The organism is Filomicrobium sp. (assembly GCF_025698805.1).
In the GTDB taxonomy this organism is placed as follows: domain Bacteria; phylum Pseudomonadota; class Alphaproteobacteria; order Rhizobiales; family Hyphomicrobiaceae; genus Filomicrobium; species Filomicrobium insigne.
In genome coordinates this window covers 253,451-268,035 of sequence record NZ_JAILWT010000001.1, presented here as the reverse complement: position 1 = coordinate 268,035, position 14,585 = coordinate 253,451, and the positions used below count along the sequence as shown (strand labels likewise).

Here is a 14,585-nt window from a genome sequence, read left to right as displayed (position 1 = left end):
CTGTAAGCGGCGCAACGGAGCTTTAGCGATCCTGGACGTTTAAGCAGGGCGAGCCATGCGAACCGCATCCCGATGATGCGCATCTGCCCAAACCTCGAATAAGGGATGAAACAGCATGTTGTTCTCAAGAAGCTCAGGCGAAGAAGCAAACCAATTTCACGCTGATGTGACGGAGGGGCACACGGGGGCCTCTGCACCAGAATCTCAATCGGCTGGTAAGGAGCAGACGTTGAACAGAATCGACAAGGGAAAGTCCACCAGTTCGGTGATCGACGAATGGCTTTCGATCACGGGCAATCTGCAGACCGACGGTGACGTACTCGTCAACGGCAAGATTCATGGCGATGTGCGCTGCAAACTTTTGATCGTCGGTCAACAGGCCGAGGTTGAAGGTCTCGTCGTTGCGGATGAAGTTGTCGTCCGTGGCGCTGCACGCGGGGTTATTCGCGCTAATCGCGTGCGCATCGAGAAATCCGCGCGTGTCGATAGCGAAGTATTCCATCGCGCCCTGTGCGTGGAAGAAGGAGCGGAGTTCGTTGGTATGTCGCGACGTTCTGACGACCCCGTTAACGAACTGGCGTCCACCGAAAGCCAATCCGCTGCTTTGCAGGAAGTCGCTGAGAAAATGAAGAAGTCGGGCTCCAAGCCTGCAGCTGCGAGCAAGAGCGACACAGACAAGAGCGCTGCCGTCGCCTGATCCTCTCGCTCAAGCGAATAGAACTGCTTTCAGCCTGATAGAGAATGCAATGAGGCCAGCAAATGCGCTGGCCTTATTTTTTTGGTCATGCCGTCGCGGCGACAAAAAAAGCCCCGGCTCGAGCCGGGGCTTTCAAGGTGGCAGTAGGAACTCTTAGCGACGGTCGCCGCGAACGTGCGCCGCGCGGGGTGCACGATTGAAAAGGCTTGCACGCGGAGCACGTTCCGTGCGCGTGAACAGCGGACGTGCGGGACGCTCAGCGCGAACATGCGAAACACGCTCTTCGCGAGGAGCAAGCTTGAACAGCGGATCGCGCGGCGGAAGCTTGAACATGTCACGCGTGAACAGCGGGCGGCGGACGCGCTCAGTGCGAACGTGCGAAACACGCTCAGCGCGAGGGGCGAGCTTGAACAGCGGATCGCGCGGCGGAAGCTTGAACATGTCACGCGTAAACAGCGGACGAGCTGCGCGCTCGGTGCGGACGTGCGCAACGCGTTCGCGCGAGTGAGAGAACATCTTGCAGATACGGCATTCGCGCGCACCGTCGCCACGCGAACCAGCCTGCGAAGCAGCGGGAATAGCCACAAGTGCGGCGGTCACGACGGCCGCACGAACGAAGGTCTTCAGCATCTATAGTTTCCTCTTTCCAGTCTCTGGCGCGGACCGGTTCTCAGCACACGCCGCTGCCACCATTTAACCGTTTTCAAGCCTGGCGGCATGGGTCGCCTTTGAGATTGGTTAGGTCGAAAGGTTAACGCCCGTGAAATAGCTGTATCGACGGGGAGGTACAACAAGCGAGCGAGCCCGAAAACAGGCTTTGGTGCGTATGCATGTCAATGGTCGCGGCTGGCAACGAATTCCGCGGCTGCAATGAGGGTTTCTGCCCGCTTACCAAACATTTTAAGCTCCGCTTTGGCCTGGTTAAGAGCCCTGGTGAGAGCCTCCCGCGCTGCGTCGATACCCATAAGGGAGACGAGCGTCGCCTTGCCGGCCTCTGTGTCTTTGGCAACAGCCTTGCCGACGCGCTCAGCGTCTCCTTCCGCATCCAGAAGGTCGTCTGCGATCTGGAACGCGACGCCCAGATGCTCCCCGAACTGGCGCAGGGCCGCACGTTCAGGGCCCGTATGGCCAGCCAGAACTGCGCCTGCCTCGCATGAAAACCGGATGAGTCGTCCGGTCTTCATTGCCTGCAGGTTCGTGACGTGATCGACGTTGGGTGTCGCCGGGATAGAGAGCTTTTCAGATTCAAGGTCGATCGCTTGGCCGCCGACCATTCCAGCCGCGCCCGACGCAGCGGCGAGTTCGCGCGTCAACGTTATCGCGCTGAGCCCGTCGCAATTGCCGGATATAGCGGTATCAGCTAGAACCTGGAACGCAAGGGCCTGCAGAGCGTCCCCCGCTAAAATGGCCGTCCATTCGTCAAAAGCCGCCCACACAGTGGGTTTGCCTCGCCGGAGCTGATCATCGTCCATGGCTGGAAGATCGTCGTGTATCAGGCTGTAGCCATGAACAAGCTCGACAGCTACCGCGCACGCCAGCGTGCGTTCTGAAGGCACATCAAACAGGGCAGCGCTTTCGATGACAAGGAAGGGGCGCAGCCGTTTTCCGCCCCCGAGCATCCCGTGGCGCATCGCCGCGACTAGGCGTTCCGGTGCGCCAGTTCTATTAACGTCGTTGAGCAATTCCTCAAGTTTACTCTCGACCAATTGGCCGTTGTGGCGAAGCTTCTCTGCAAAATTCATGGAAGAGGTACTCTTGAGCTGTCGACGAGGGCGGGGGATAACCCAGGGGTGGGCAGGTCACCGGCCGCGCCCGACACAGACGGGAACCCAAAGCAGCCGAGTGTCAAGGCCGTATGCACGACCGAAAGCTGACAGTCTGCGTTGATCGCGCTGGCCCGGAGATGACGAACGAACCTGTAAAGGAAACGTCGACCTCCGAACAGCCGCCGATGCCGCATGAGGCCGCGCGCCGCGATATCCTGGCGCGTTTGGTGCTGGCAGCCACGGAAGTCGCACAGGTATCACCGGAGCGCGTTGCCGAAACAGATGGGTCCGATCCTGCGGTAAGCGGGGACAGGGGCCTTCCCCCAGCGAGGATATCCGAACCGGCCCGAGAACTGCTTCCATCAGTCCCCGCTGCTCCTCTGCCGTTGGGTAGACAGGGAGCAGACGAAGAACCGTGCGAGGTGGGAAGCGAGCCGCTGTCGCAAGGCCAGTCAGAAGGAGAGGCTGTATCGGAGCCCGAGCCGGTTCTCCCCGCGGAACCAGTTGAAAACACAGGAGAGGGACAAGTCCAGGAGGCGCCGGCTACCGAAGTCGATACTGCTCCAGTAAGCTCCGAACCTGTCCTTCCGGCCAGCGCCGCCAACGTCGAAACCGGCCCCGAACCGGCGGCCGAGATAAGTGCTCAGTTAGAGGCACAGGCATTCCAACGTTCGGCCGCGCCGATGAGCCGATCCTATTATGCAGGTCCGACCGCTGGCGCGATGGACGCACCAGTTCCGTCTCAACTGCAACGAGAGACACGCACCGAACCGACGAAACGTCGCAAGATTACGCGAATAATTGGTCGTGTGGCTCGGTATATGATGCTCGCACTGGTTGCATGGTATGTGGCGATGGTGGTCCTGGTCGCGGTGCTTGGCTTCGTCAATCCACCCACCTCCGCCCTAATGCTGATCCGCGCAGCGCAAGGCGTCGACATCGATCAGCGCTGGGTTCCGCTCAACAAAATTTCCCCCAAACTCGTGCATGCGGTGATCGTGTCGGAGGACGGGCGTTTCTGCCGCCATTGGGGCATCGACCCGAGAGAGATTCTGGCGGCCATTCGGCGTGCGAACGGTGGTACACCGCGTGGCGCCTCCACAATGACCATGCAACTTGCTAAGAACATGTTCCTGTGGCCGCAGCAGAGCTATGTCCGCAAAGCACTTGAAGTCCCGTTGACGCTGACGATAGATGCGCTGTGGTCGAAGGCGCGTATTGCCGAGATTTACCTGAATATTGTCGAATGGGGACCCGGTATATTCGGTGCCGAAGCAGCAGCGCGTCGTCATTTCGATAGGTCGGCAGAGAAACTCACAACCCGCCAGGCCGCACTCTTGGCGGTCTCGTTGCCAAGCCCGATCAGACGCAAGCCTGGCTCTCCGAGCCGCCTGATGATTAAAATGGCATCCACTATTATTGCTCGTATGCGCACCATGTCCAATGCGGATGCCTGCGTCACCGAAGCTCGGTAGTGTCGGGCAAAGGCCCCGAAGGGACTGGCGTTTCCGCGATTTTACGCGTATATAGCCCGGCAAATGATCGGGGGAAGTCGCCATGCTGAGCGGCCGCCCGCGTGAAAAGCTATAGACAATCAAGCCTGTTAGCGGTCTGGGGCACACCTCCGACGCCAGCGGGTCATATGCACTTTGGAGTCGAGAAATGGCAGTTCCAACAAAGAAAGTATCGCGGACGAAGCGCGGCACCCGCCGTTCGCACGATTCGCTCAGCGCCCCGACCTATGTTGAAGACAAGGAATCGGGTGAGCGTCGCCGTCCGCATCACATCGACCTGAAGAGCGGAAAATACCGTGGTCGTCAGATCTTGGCCCCCCAATCTGACGTCTGATAGATTGACGCTACGCAATTTCCCCATGATCGTCTGACCACTATCGAGTCGCGGCCGAGCTGATATGAGCTTGGCCAGGACGTTCTGCGGGGCATGGACCTGATTGCCACGTGAAACGTTCAGCTGTCATGTACTGATGCTATTCCAGCCTGCCTCGGGCTATCACGGGAGATGTAGTAGATGTCGATCCGGTCCCTGCCGCTAATCGTTTTCGCCTTTATTTTCTATAATATCGTTGTGTTGCTAGGCGGCAGCGCGGCGCCTGACGACGTTCTGCGTCAAGAAATCTTCCAGTTGCCGTCCTTCCGCGGTGGCGAACGGGTGTGGAGCTTCAACTGGGGCGATCTTATTTTGCTCGTCACCATGCTGATGCTCTTCGCTGAGATCTTGAAGGCGACATACACGTCGACGGCGTCGTTGCTCGATCACGGATTATCGATGGTGGTGTTCATCGCGTGCCTTATCGAGTTTCTGCTCGTGGATGCGGCCTTCACCAGCGTGTTCTTCCTGATCATGGTTGCAACCCTGATCGACGTGGTCGCTGGATACACAATAGGAATTCGTGTGGCGCGCAGGGATATTGGCTTTGGTGGCTTAGACCACTAGTGACGACGGTCGTCCTTTAAGCGAACCGAACATCGACGCGCCAACATCTCGTTGGCGCGTCTTTTTTATCTTGAAGCGTTATGAATTCTGCAAAGGCGTTCGGCTCACGGTAGGAACCGTCTGAGTAACGGGGGCCAGCGTGGGGGATATCCGCCACCTGTTCAGCGTGAACTCAGTCCTGGTCGCGGGAGAGTTTCTCGATTTTCTGCTGCATCGCCGCCAACTGAGACTTCAGCTCGGCAATATCGTCGAGGGAAGCGCTATTTGTTGCTGACGCGGATCCACTTTCCGAGGACTCCGTCTCTGAGCCGGGCTGTGGGGTGCTTTGGGCCGCGTCCGCACCTTTCGGTGAAAAAGGCGTCCACATCGACATGGCCTGCTCAAAAATTGCCATGTTGCGCCGAGCTTGCTCTTGGTATGCCTCGAACGCAGCGGAAGGGTTGCCGAAGGCCGTTGCGAACTGACTGCGGAAGCGCTCTTGTTCCTTCACCAGTGCCTCAAGACTAAATTGCAGGTAGGTGGGCACCATCCGCGCAATACTGTCATCGTAGAAGCGGATCAACTGCCTGAGGAACGGAATAGGCAGCAGCGTCTGTCCCTTGCTTTCCTGGTCGACAATGATTTGCGTTAAAACAGAATGGGTTAGTTCATCGCCGGTTTTAGCGTCGTAGACAACGAAATCGCGATCGGAGCGCACCATGGCCGCCAGATCGTCGAGCGTTACGTAGGTGCTCGTTTCGGTATTGTAGAGGCGGCGGTTGGCGTACTTCTTGATGACGACGGTTTCACGCTTCTCGCCGGACGCTTCAGGTTTGTTCAGCATATTCGAAAAATCCCGATGTCCTGCATTGTTGTGCGCTGCATGAAAGTAACATAGCAGCCGGTGCTCTTGAAAGTCGTTTGTGCTGATTGATTAGGCATACTGAGACAATTGACCCTCGTTAGTCCCGATTGCCGTCGTGATCGACTAACTGCTATCACCGCTAGAACGGGTTTCCAGCCAATCGTGTTACGACGCTTGGTCATCACGCCCCGATCCGATTAAATTTATCATTAAGCGGCCGGCATAGATCCGGCGAAGGAGACGCTACATGAGCCAAGATAATGAGACGATCGTAATTGCTAGCGCGGCACGCACGCCCGTCGGTTCGTTCAATGGCTCGTTAGCGGCGGTTCCAGCCCACGAACTCGGAAAAGTCGCCATTACGGCGGCGTTGGAGCGGGCTGGCGTTCAACCCAACGAGGTCTCCGAGGTTATTCTCGGTCAGGTTTTGACGGCCGGTGCCGGTCAAAATCCAGCCCGTCAGGCGTCCATCGCGGCGGGTCTCCCGATTGAAACAACCGCTTGGGGTATGAACCAGGTCTGCGGCTCCGGTCTGCGCGCCGTGGCGCTCGGCGCTCAGCAGATCATGACTGGGTCGGCTTCCATTGTTGTCGCCGGCGGCCAGGAAAACATGAGCATGTCGCCCCACTGCATGCATCTGCGCGACGGTGTGAAGATGGGCGACGCCAAGATGATCGACACCATGATCCGCGATGGCCTGTGGGACGCCTTTAACGGCTATCACATGGGAACGACCGCTGAAAACGTTGCCCGCCAGTTTCAGATTACTCGCGAAGAGCAAGACGCCTTCGCAGCTGCGTCTCAGAACAAGGCGGAAGCAGCCCGCAAAGCCGGTAAGTTCAAGGATGAAATTGCACCGGTGACGGTCAAGACGCGCAAGGCCGAGGTGGTCGTCGATCAGGACGAGTACATCAAGGAAGGCGTCACTGCGGAATCGATTGCGAAGCTGCGTCCGGCTTTTGATCCTAAGGAAGGCACCGTAACGGCCGCTAACGCATCCGGCATCAACGACGGTGCGGCGGTTGCACTGCTGATGACGGCGGCTGAAGCCAAGCGTCGTGGCTTGACCCCATTGGCGCGCATCGTGTCATGGGCAACGGCCGGCGTCGATCCGTCCGTCATGGGTACCGGCCCGATCCCAGCAGCCAAGAAAGCACTCGAAAAGGCTGGCTGGTCAGCGGATGACCTCGATCTTATTGAGGCCAATGAAGCCTTCGCGGCGCAGGCTTGCGCGGTCAACAAGGGACTCGGCTGGGACGTTTCCAAGGTCAACGTCAACGGCGGCGCTATTGCTATCGGCCATCCCATCGGTGCTTCGGGCTGCCGCATTCTCAATACGCTGCTGTTCGAAATGCGTCGCCGTGATGCGCGCAAAGGCCTGGCAACCCTGTGCATCGGTGGCGGTATGGGCATCGCTCTTTGCGTCGCCCGCGATTGAGGGTTCACGCAATTACTTTAGGGTTCCGGAGGCGCAGCTTTGCCCTCCGGCATTTCTCAGTTTGAAAAACATAAGCGTTTACAACTAGGAAGAGGAAGAAAACATGGCAAGGGTAGCCGTCGTTACAGGTGGTACGCGCGGTATCGGTCACGCCGTTTCTGTTGCACTCAAAGAAGCCGGATATCGTGTTGCCGCCAACTACGCCGGCAATGATGAGGCAGCTGAGAAATTCAAGGCGGAAACTGGTATTCCGGTTTTCAAGTGGTCGGTTGCTGACTTTGACGCGTGCGCCGAAGGCATCAAGCGCGTTGAGGCCGAGGTCGGTCCTGTGGATGTCCTCGTCAACAATGCCGGCATTACGCGTGACGGCATGTTCCACAAGATGACACGTGAGCAGTGGGACGCGGTCATCGGCACCAACCTCAACGGCTTGTTCAATATGACCCGGCCCGTCTGGGAAGGCATGCGTGATCGCAAGTTTGGCCGCATCATCAATATCTCGTCCATCAATGGCCAGAAGGGCCAGATGGGCCAGGTGAACTACTCAGCCTCGAAGGCCGGCGATCTCGGGTTTACGAAAGCGCTCGCACAGGAAGGTGCATTCAAGGGCATCACCGTCAATGCGATCTGCCCGGGCTACATCGGCACTGAGATGGTGCGCGCCATCGACCCTGCGGTACTTGAAAAGAACATCCTGCCGTACATTCCTGTCGGCCGATTGGGTGAGCCTGAAGAAATCGCACGTATCGTAGTATTCCTGGCCTCCGAAGATGCTGGTTTCATCACCGGTTCGACGATCTCGGCCAACGGTGGCCAGTACATGGTCTGATCGTTTTTTCTCGATCGAGAATCCACGTTGGAGGGAGCCTCAGGGCTCCCTCTTTTTTTGAAGGCGGCCTCGGATCTCACGGATGTGCGATGCGCTCTTCGGGAGGGTTGCGCTTATCGCCCCGTTGATTGCTTCTCCGGGAATAGGTGATCATCGCTTCGGGATGAACAATCTTCGCCTTAAGGGCGGCGACGAGCGCATCTTCCGCCTCAACGACAACGTGGTTCGCTTTCCCCTCAAGTTTGAGGCCGACAGTGAATTTCTGGGTCACAGGGCACCTCTCGATCAAAAGCATCGCCGAAGTGGCACCCGAGAGTAGATCAAACAGCCCGGTAGTGCATCTTCAACGTGCCGGAGCCGCGAGGGAGACTAACCGCCTCACCTCTCAAACAGTCGAATACGGACAACGGCAATCCCATCAATTTGGTTCGGCAGCCCGTGAAGCGTTGCTCAATGCGCCGCTTCCCAGTTGTCTGCAGCCTTCGCGTCGACATGGATTGGCACGCTAAGCCTGACCGCCGGTTCCGCTGCACCCTCCATCACAGAGCGCACGGTTTCGATTGTGCGATCGACGTCCGCATCGGCAACCTCGAAGATCAATTCGTCGTGGACCTGCAGGAGCATGCGTGCGGAACGCAGGTTCGCGTTTTCGAGTGCCGCGGGCATGCGCACCATGGCGCGCCGGATGATATCGGCGGCCGAGCCCTGTATCGGCGCGTTGATCGCCGCACGTTCCAAGAAGCCACGCATGGACGGATTACGCGTATTGATCTCGGGATAATGGACATGACGGCCAAAGATCGTGGTCACGTAGCCATTCTCGTGGGCGAACTTCTTGGTCTGATCCATGTAGTCGCGAATGCCGGGGAAGCGCTCGAAGTAGGTTTTAATGTATTGACCGGCTTCTTCGCGTGAAATTCCGAGCTGATTGGCGAGCCCGAACGCCGAAATCCCATAGATGATCCCGAAGTTGATCGCTTTGGCGCGCCGCCGCACTTCGCCGGGCATGCCTTCCACAGGCACCCCGAACATCTCGGACGCAGTCATCGCGTGAATGTCGAGGCCGTCTGCGAACGCCTGCTTCAACTGAGCGATATCCGCAATATGCGCGAGAACCCGCAACTCGATCTGCGAATAGTCTGCCGAAATGAGCTTAGCCCCCTCCGATGAAATGAAGGCAGTACGGATTTCACGTCCTTCTTTCGTCCGAATCGGAATGTTCTGGAGGTTGGGATCCGACGAAGCCAGGCGCCCAGTCGTCGTCGACGCCATGGCATACGACGTATGAATGCGACCGCTTTCGGGATGAATGTAATTCGGCAAGGCGTCCGTATAAGTCGATCGTAGCTTTGAGAGCTGCCGCCACTCCAGCATTGTCAGGACTAGACGACGAGCATCTTCAGGAAGGTCCTCGTTGTTCGCGAGATCATCCAGCAGGCTTGCGCGCGTTTCCCACTGTCCGCTTTTCGTTTTCTTCCCGCCTGGCAACTTCAGTTTGTCGAACAGCAGAACGCCGAGCTGCCGCGGGGACCCGAGATTGAACGTATCCCCCGCCAATTCGTGGACCTCAGCCTCTAGAGCCGCGATCCGCTGCTGGAACGTGCCGGACAAACGCGAGAGGATCGTTCGGTCGACCTTGATCCCACAACATTCCATGTCGGAGATGATGCGCACGAGAGGTCTCTCCAGCGTTTCGTAAACACTGGTCATGCGTTCGGCGACGAGACGTGGCTTCAGCTTATGCCACAGCCGCAGCGTCACCTCAGCGTCTTCCGCGGCGTACTCTGTCGCTTTGTCGATCGGCACCGCTGCAAACGTTTTCGTCGCCTTTTTTCCGCCCGGCGCCGTCTCAATTACTTTTGAGAATGGCACGCAGCTATGGCCGAGATGGCGCATGGCCAGTTCGTCCATGCCGTGGCCGCCGCGGCCGCCGTCGAGGGCATAGGAGATCAGCATCGTATCGTCGAAGCTGTTCAACCGAATGCCGTAGCGCTGCATGACGAGGCAGTCGTACTTTAGGTTCTGCCCGATCTTCAGAATGCTGGGGTCTTCGAGCAGGGGTTTGAGCAGGTCGAGCGCCTCGCGTATGGGCATTTGCACGAGGTCGCTCTCACCACCAAAATCGAGCCCACCGCCCGCCGCGACGTGACCCAGCGGCACGTAACAGGCCGCACCTGGTTCGGTGGCCATCGAAAGGCCAACGAGATCCACCTGCATGGCGTCGAGCCCCGTGGTCTCCGTATCGAAGGCGAAATGGCCGGTTTCATAGGCGCGTGTGATCCAGTCGGACAACTGTTCCGTCGTCGTCACCGTCTCATATTTAGTCCTGTCGATCGGGGGCTCTGTCGCGAGCAGATTTCCATGCGCAACCGAGGCGTCAGGTGTGCCCGCCCCACCTGGAGACGACGCAGCACGCGATGTGTCGTCGACCACAGTAAAGGTCTTCACTTTCGCGACCGTCACGCCCACGGAAACCTTCAAAGCGGGCGGTGGCTCCGCACCGAGCTTCTCTGCGATGCGCCGCGTCAGCGTGTTAAATTCCATCTCCTGGAGGAAGCCGAGCAGGGATCCCGCCTCAGGATCGCGAACACCAAGGGCTTCCAGCTTGACGGCGACGGGAACATTAGCGTCGAGTCGAACGAGATCGCGGCTGACCCTGGCCTGATCGGCAAACTCGGTGAGCCGTTCACGCCGCTTTGGCTGTTTGATCTCTCCTGCACGTTCCAACAAGGCATCGAGATCGCCAAACGTATTGATCAGTTCGGCCGCCGTCTTAACACCGATTCCCGGCACCCCCGGAACGTTGTCGACGGAATCCCCTGCAAGCGCTTGCACGTCGACGACTTTGTCGGGCGGAACGCCGAATTTTTCGCGCACCTCGTCCGGACCGATGCGCTTGTTTTTCATGCCATCGATCATGACCAGGCCGGGTCTGACGAGCTGCATCAGATCCTTATCGGACGAGATAATCGTAACGTCGGCACCTGCGTCGAGCGCTTGCCGTCCGAATGTCGCGATCAGGTCGTCCGCCTCGTAGCCTTCCTGTTCGATGCAAGCGACATTGAAGGCCTGCACCGCCGTTCGGATAAGCGGAAATTGCGGGATCAGCTCTTCCGGCGGTGGCGGCCGGTTGGCCTTGTAGTCGGCATAAATATCGTTGCGAAACGTCTTGGCGGAATGGTCGAACACCACCGCGATGTGGGTCGGAGCCTCCGACGCCTTGCTGTCGGCGAGCAGCTTCCACAGCATTTGACAAAAACCGTGGACCGCTCCGACCGGCAACCCGTCCGAGGGACGCGTCAACGGCGGCAAAGCGTGAAAAGCTCTGAAAATATATCCGGAGCCATCGACCAGATAGACGTGGCTGCCCTTGATGACGGGCACCGGCTCGCCTTCCGGCACCGTACACGTCGTGGTGATGGAGTCTGCTATTTTGGATGTGCTCATGGGCCGGGACTATAGGCTGAAACCGAAGCCCCGGTCACCTGCAGTCCGCTAAACTCCTGCGTCAAATCGTTGGACCCTGTTTCGCGGCCCCTCGCTGGCCGCGAATCGCTCTGGAGAAGACGCCGGATTAGCGGTTTGATCCAGCCGGGCGGTCGGCGTCCAGGGCTTCGCGCGCCACTTCGGCGACATCGGACCAATTCATCGGGGCATAGCCCGGCACACCTTCGGCCGCAGTCAGGATACGTTGAAGCGCGCGGCGCATGCGCGTTTCACGTGCCCGGTTGCGGGCAGCTTCAGCCTCGATCAGGCTACCTTGGACAGAGCGGAACTCCATCATCGTCGTCGTGCTCCCTTAGCTGTCGCGTAACAGTCGCGATAAGCCAAGTGTGACGCAAAAAGGCTTGCTGCATGAAGATGTTAGATGGCAACAGTGGACGGTCTGTGAACATCCTGTTGGCAACTGATCCGCAGCCCTCAGTCGATTCTGACGATGTCTCCGATCGATAGTCGCCATGTGTTGACCCTATAATGATGACAGGGTTCATTTGAATCGTGGGCCGAATTTGACAAGGTGACGATATGGTCGGCTGCTGCCAACACGATACCTGCTCGTCCAGCAATCCAAACAATAGTCCGCAGTGGCGGCAGGCACTTTGGATAGCGCTTGCTGTCAACGCCGGTATGTTCCTCGCAGAGATCGTGGCCGGCGTCGCAGCCGGCTCGGCCTCACTCCAAGCTGATGCCATCGATTTCCTGGGAGATTCCGCCAACTACGCGATCAGTCTCTGGGTCGCGGGCATGGCACTCGCGTGGCGAGCACGTGCTGCGCTGGTCAAGGGGTGGTCGCTCGCGGTACTGAGCACCGCCGTGCTGGCCTCCACTGCATGGCACTCATATGCGGGGACGTTACCTGAAGCCGGTACCATGGGAGTTGTCGCCGTTCTCGCGCTCCTTGCCAACGCGGGCGTGGCGGTGATGCTTTACCGCTTTCGGACCGGGGATGCGAACATGCGGTCGGTCTGGATCTGTTCGCGCAACGACGCGATTGGCAACATCGCCGTTCTGGCTGCCGCTGCAGGTGTTTTCGGGACCGGCACGGCATGGCCAGATCTGATCGTCGCAACAATCATGGCGGCACTTGGCGCCAGTGGCGGATGGCAGATCATCCGGCAGGCGCGAACAGAGTTGCGCCAACCCGAACTGACACCGGCGCAAGCGGCGAGCTAGTCGCCTCGCGTAAAATTCACGCTCTATACAACATGCCCGTTAGGGTCGCTGTGCGTCTGGATAGCTGTCCGTCGTCGAGAAGTAGGGTTTGAGATCGAGAAGAGGCGTCCCGTCGGCGCAATCGATATTGCGGATGGTCAAAACGTTGTCCGCGACATCAACAAGTTCGATGACGGACAACCCGATAGGGTTGGGTCGTACGGGCGATCGAAGCGCGAAAACGCCACGCGGGGCATCGAGATGGCTCGGCGATTGGACGATCAGATCACGTCGTGACTGGTCAAGCCAATAAAGCGCAATGAGATGGTCGAACAGCGCAATATCTTTCAGGCCGGGCGCGAACAGCGGCGACACTTCAATTTTTGCCTCCACATCTTTCCGTTCCGCGGAGTTCTTCGGGCAGTCCGATGGTGTGGGCCACGGGGTCCGGATCACCCCGATGAACTGCAGTCCGGCATCGATTTCGGGCGGCAGTTCGATTTTCAATTCACCCGGCCGCAGCGGCTTGAATTCTGGCATTGACGCTTGTCTCCTGCGCTTTTTGGCCCGTCCGGGCCAACCCGATTTCGGCTGGAGACTATTTACCGGCATCTGCTCAATTGCGCACGCGGTCCGGATAGGCTATCTACGTGCCTTCAAGCACCCGTAGCTCAGCTGGATAGAGTGTCGGATTCCGATTCCGAAGGTCGCAGGTTCGACTCCTGCCGGGTGCGCCATCGATATTTCCTGCCCTTTGGGCCATATCTCCCTTCCCCCCCATCTCAAATCGCGACGTTGGGACGGCGAGTTCGTGTCGTTCTCATAATTCGGACGATGTAATCCCTCGCGCCGTGAGCTGACGTATGGCTCGCCGAGCGAAGAAAGTCACCACTGCACGTTGCATTACGGCAACCACCGACGAGCACCTTCGGGATATAAGCTAAGCAGTTGGGAATATTCAGTTTCGTGCGTACCCGGTGTGTTTGCAGTGTCAGTTTTGCGTCAGTTTTGGATCGCAAATGCCGCTTTTATTCTCGGCACTCTCGTGCTGTCAGCTAACGCGACAGCTCAGGAGCCTGACTGGACGAAGCCCTATATCGGCGGCCAGCTCGGATACAGTTGGGACAATATCGACGTTTCCAGCAATCCGCCCGGAGCTTTCAGCAACCTCGGTGATTTCGGGGGAGCGATCGGTGGGATTCAGGGCGGCGGCAACTTCATTCAACAAGGCGGCCTCGTCTTCGGCCTCGTGACCGATTTCAACTGGCTCGACGGCAGCGCGCATGCGTCAACCTCCCAGTCCGCCATGGCGATTGTAGATGTCTGCGGTGACGGCTGCCTTGAGGAAACAACGGTCGAGAGCCAAACTGCGGTTGGGCTGGATCTCGAATGGAAGGCCAGTGTTCGCGGCAAAGTCGGCGTCCTCGCTGCCCCTAACGTCCTCCTCTACGCCACCGGCGGCATAGCGTTTGCCCGGCTTGAGGCAAACGCTTCACAATCCACCACTGTCACGACCATTTCGCCTTCGCAAACAACGACGTCAGCGGGCTCCGATAATGCGATCCTGACTGGCTTTGTGCTGGGCGCAGGAGCAGAAGTTTTGGTGACCCCTGCCATCGGCGTGTTTGCGCAGGTGCTGCATTACGAGTTCGAAACCGAGAGCTTGGATCTGCTCGGATCAACCGTGAATGTTGATCTCGATGAAACGGTCGCAATGTTTGGCGTGAGCTTCTATCTCAACTGACGGCCGTCCGCCGGACATACGACGGAGTGAGGCTCCTGGGCCTCCTCAGAATTCACTCAATTTCTGAGATGGGCCCGACGGCTCCCGCAATATCAAACACTCGCATTTTTCACGCGTTACACTTGGAACAGAAACTCTCGGATATCTGCCGTATGAGCGC

General features: G+C 58.4%; 15 protein-coding genes and 1 tRNA gene. 9 read left to right on the top strand and 7 right to left on the bottom strand.

Annotation, left to right across the window (positions count from 1 at the left end):
* Positions 1–229: 229 nt before the first annotated feature.
* The gene (locus K5845_RS01215) at positions 230–697 is read left to right on the top strand and encodes a bactofilin family protein (protein ID WP_210165803.1); all 468 of its coding nucleotides are present in this window, start codon (positions 230–232) and stop codon (positions 695–697) included.
* 153 nt (positions 698–850) lie between these two features.
* Here K5845_RS01215 and K5845_RS01210 read toward each other — a convergent pair whose 3' ends face one another.
* Entirely contained in the window at positions 851–1,327 is a 477-nt protein-coding gene (locus K5845_RS01210) for a hypothetical protein (RefSeq protein ID WP_046477616.1), read from the bottom strand.
* Between the two features lie 203 nt (positions 1,328–1,530).
* Entirely contained in the window at positions 1,531–2,439 is a 909-nt protein-coding gene (locus K5845_RS01205) for a polyprenyl synthetase family protein (protein ID WP_046477622.1), read from the bottom strand.
* A gap of 113 nt (positions 2,440–2,552) precedes the next feature.
* Here K5845_RS01205 and mtgA point away from each other — a divergent pair, with 113 nt between their 5' ends.
* The 3 genes from mtgA (at position 2,553) to K5845_RS01190 (ending at position 4,917) form a co-directional block, all read left to right on the top strand.
* Entirely contained in the window at positions 2,553–3,938 is a 1,386-nt protein-coding gene (gene mtgA / locus K5845_RS01200; protein WP_287958077.1) for a monofunctional biosynthetic peptidoglycan transglycosylase, read from the top strand.
* A 187-nt stretch (positions 3,939–4,125) separates the two neighbouring features.
* Entirely contained in the window at positions 4,126–4,311 is a 186-nt protein-coding gene (gene rpmF / locus K5845_RS01195) for a 50S ribosomal protein L32 (protein ID WP_046477624.1), read from the top strand.
* A 180-nt stretch (positions 4,312–4,491) separates the two neighbouring features.
* Entirely contained in the window at positions 4,492–4,917 is a 426-nt protein-coding gene (locus tag K5845_RS01190) for a hypothetical protein (RefSeq protein WP_046477626.1), read from the top strand.
* Positions 4,918–5,089: 172 nt separating this feature from the next.
* Here the strand turns inward: K5845_RS01190 and phaR are convergent, their stop codons facing one another.
* Positions 5,090–5,740 (bottom strand): polyhydroxyalkanoate synthesis repressor PhaR, encoded by a 651-nt coding sequence (gene phaR / locus K5845_RS01185; protein WP_046477627.1) that lies wholly within the window; start codon positions 5,738–5,740, stop codon positions 5,090–5,092.
* A 268-nt stretch (positions 5,741–6,008) separates the two neighbouring features.
* On the opposite strand from phaR, the gene K5845_RS01180 reads away from it, so the two are divergent.
* Together K5845_RS01180 and K5845_RS01175 are read left to right on the top strand one after the other, a co-directional pair.
* The gene (locus K5845_RS01180; protein ID WP_287958075.1) at positions 6,009–7,199 is read left to right on the top strand and encodes an acetyl-CoA C-acetyltransferase; all 1,191 of its coding nucleotides are present in this window, start codon (positions 6,009–6,011) and stop codon (positions 7,197–7,199) included.
* 103 nt (positions 7,200–7,302) lie between these two features.
* Positions 7,303–8,028 carry a beta-ketoacyl-ACP reductase gene (locus K5845_RS01175; RefSeq protein ID WP_090226545.1) on the top strand — a complete coding sequence of 242 codons (726 nt, stop codon included), beginning with the start codon at positions 7,303–7,305 and terminating at the stop codon, positions 8,026–8,028.
* 76 nt (positions 8,029–8,104) lie between these two features.
* Here K5845_RS01175 and K5845_RS01170 read toward each other — a convergent pair whose 3' ends face one another.
* From K5845_RS01170 to K5845_RS01160, 3 genes are all read right to left on the bottom strand, one after another.
* Complete coding sequence (locus K5845_RS01170) at positions 8,105–8,299, bottom strand: hypothetical protein (protein WP_244465033.1); 195 nt, start codon at positions 8,297–8,299, stop codon at positions 8,105–8,107.
* A gap of 179 nt (positions 8,300–8,478) precedes the next feature.
* Positions 8,479–11,475 (bottom strand): DNA polymerase I, encoded by a 2,997-nt coding sequence (polA, locus tag K5845_RS01165; protein ID WP_287958072.1) that lies wholly within the window; start codon positions 11,473–11,475, stop codon positions 8,479–8,481.
* Positions 11,476–11,602: 127 nt separating this feature from the next.
* Entirely contained in the window at positions 11,603–11,812 is a 210-nt protein-coding gene (locus tag K5845_RS01160; protein ID WP_046477631.1) for a hypothetical protein, read from the bottom strand.
* Positions 11,813–12,054: 242 nt separating this feature from the next.
* Here K5845_RS01160 and K5845_RS01155 point away from each other — a divergent pair, with 242 nt between their 5' ends.
* Complete coding sequence (locus tag K5845_RS01155; protein ID WP_090226537.1) at positions 12,055–12,702, top strand: cation efflux transmembrane domain-containing protein; 648 nt, start codon at positions 12,055–12,057, stop codon at positions 12,700–12,702.
* Between the two features lie 39 nt (positions 12,703–12,741).
* Here the strand turns inward: K5845_RS01155 and tsaA are convergent, their stop codons facing one another.
* Positions 12,742–13,221 (bottom strand): tRNA (N6-threonylcarbamoyladenosine(37)-N6)-methyltransferase TrmO, encoded by a 480-nt coding sequence (tsaA, locus tag K5845_RS01150; protein ID WP_046477635.1) that lies wholly within the window; start codon positions 13,219–13,221, stop codon positions 12,742–12,744.
* A 120-nt stretch (positions 13,222–13,341) separates the two neighbouring features.
* Between tsaA and K5845_RS01145 the strand changes: the two genes are divergently transcribed.
* Together K5845_RS01145 and K5845_RS01140 are read left to right on the top strand one after the other, a co-directional pair.
* Positions 13,342–13,418: transfer RNA gene (locus K5845_RS01145), tRNA-Arg, on the top strand.
* A gap of 251 nt (positions 13,419–13,669) precedes the next feature.
* Positions 13,670–14,425 carry an outer membrane protein gene (locus tag K5845_RS01140; protein ID WP_287958070.1) on the top strand — a complete coding sequence of 252 codons (756 nt, stop codon included), beginning with the start codon at positions 13,670–13,672 and terminating at the stop codon, positions 14,423–14,425.
* Positions 14,426–14,585 lie beyond the last annotated feature (160 nt).

What these genes read in the sequence shown, in the direction of transcription:
- K5845_RS01190 (WP_046477626.1), top strand. Translation starts at nt 4,492, where the DNA reads ATGTCGATCCGGTCCCTGCCGCTAATCGTTTTCGCCTTTATTTTCTAT.
- K5845_RS01160 (WP_046477631.1), bottom strand. Translation starts at nt 11,812, where the DNA reads ATGATGGAGTTCCGCTCTGTCCAAGGTAGCCTGATCGAGGCTGAAGCT.
- phaR (WP_046477627.1), bottom strand. Translation starts at nt 5,740, where the DNA reads ATGCTGAACAAACCTGAAGCGTCCGGCGAGAAGCGTGAAACCGTCGTC.
- K5845_RS01180 (WP_287958075.1), top strand. Translation starts at nt 6,009, where the DNA reads ATGAGCCAAGATAATGAGACGATCGTAATTGCTAGCGCGGCACGCACG.
- tsaA (WP_046477635.1), bottom strand. Translation starts at nt 13,221, where the DNA reads ATGCCAGAATTCAAGCCGCTGCGGCCGGGTGAATTGAAAATCGAACTG.
- K5845_RS01175 (WP_090226545.1), top strand. Translation starts at nt 7,303, where the DNA reads ATGGCAAGGGTAGCCGTCGTTACAGGTGGTACGCGCGGTATCGGTCAC.
- rpmF (WP_046477624.1), top strand. Translation starts at nt 4,126, where the DNA reads ATGGCAGTTCCAACAAAGAAAGTATCGCGGACGAAGCGCGGCACCCGC.
- mtgA (WP_287958077.1), top strand. Translation starts at nt 2,553, where the DNA reads ATGCACGACCGAAAGCTGACAGTCTGCGTTGATCGCGCTGGCCCGGAG.
- K5845_RS01205 (WP_046477622.1), bottom strand. Translation starts at nt 2,439, where the DNA reads ATGAATTTTGCAGAGAAGCTTCGCCACAACGGCCAATTGGTCGAGAGT.
- K5845_RS01155 (WP_090226537.1), top strand. Translation starts at nt 12,055, where the DNA reads ATGGTCGGCTGCTGCCAACACGATACCTGCTCGTCCAGCAATCCAAAC.
- polA (WP_287958072.1), bottom strand. Translation starts at nt 11,475, where the DNA reads ATGAGCACATCCAAAATAGCAGACTCCATCACCACGACGTGTACGGTG.
- K5845_RS01210 (WP_046477616.1), bottom strand. Translation starts at nt 1,327, where the DNA reads ATGCTGAAGACCTTCGTTCGTGCGGCCGTCGTGACCGCCGCACTTGTG.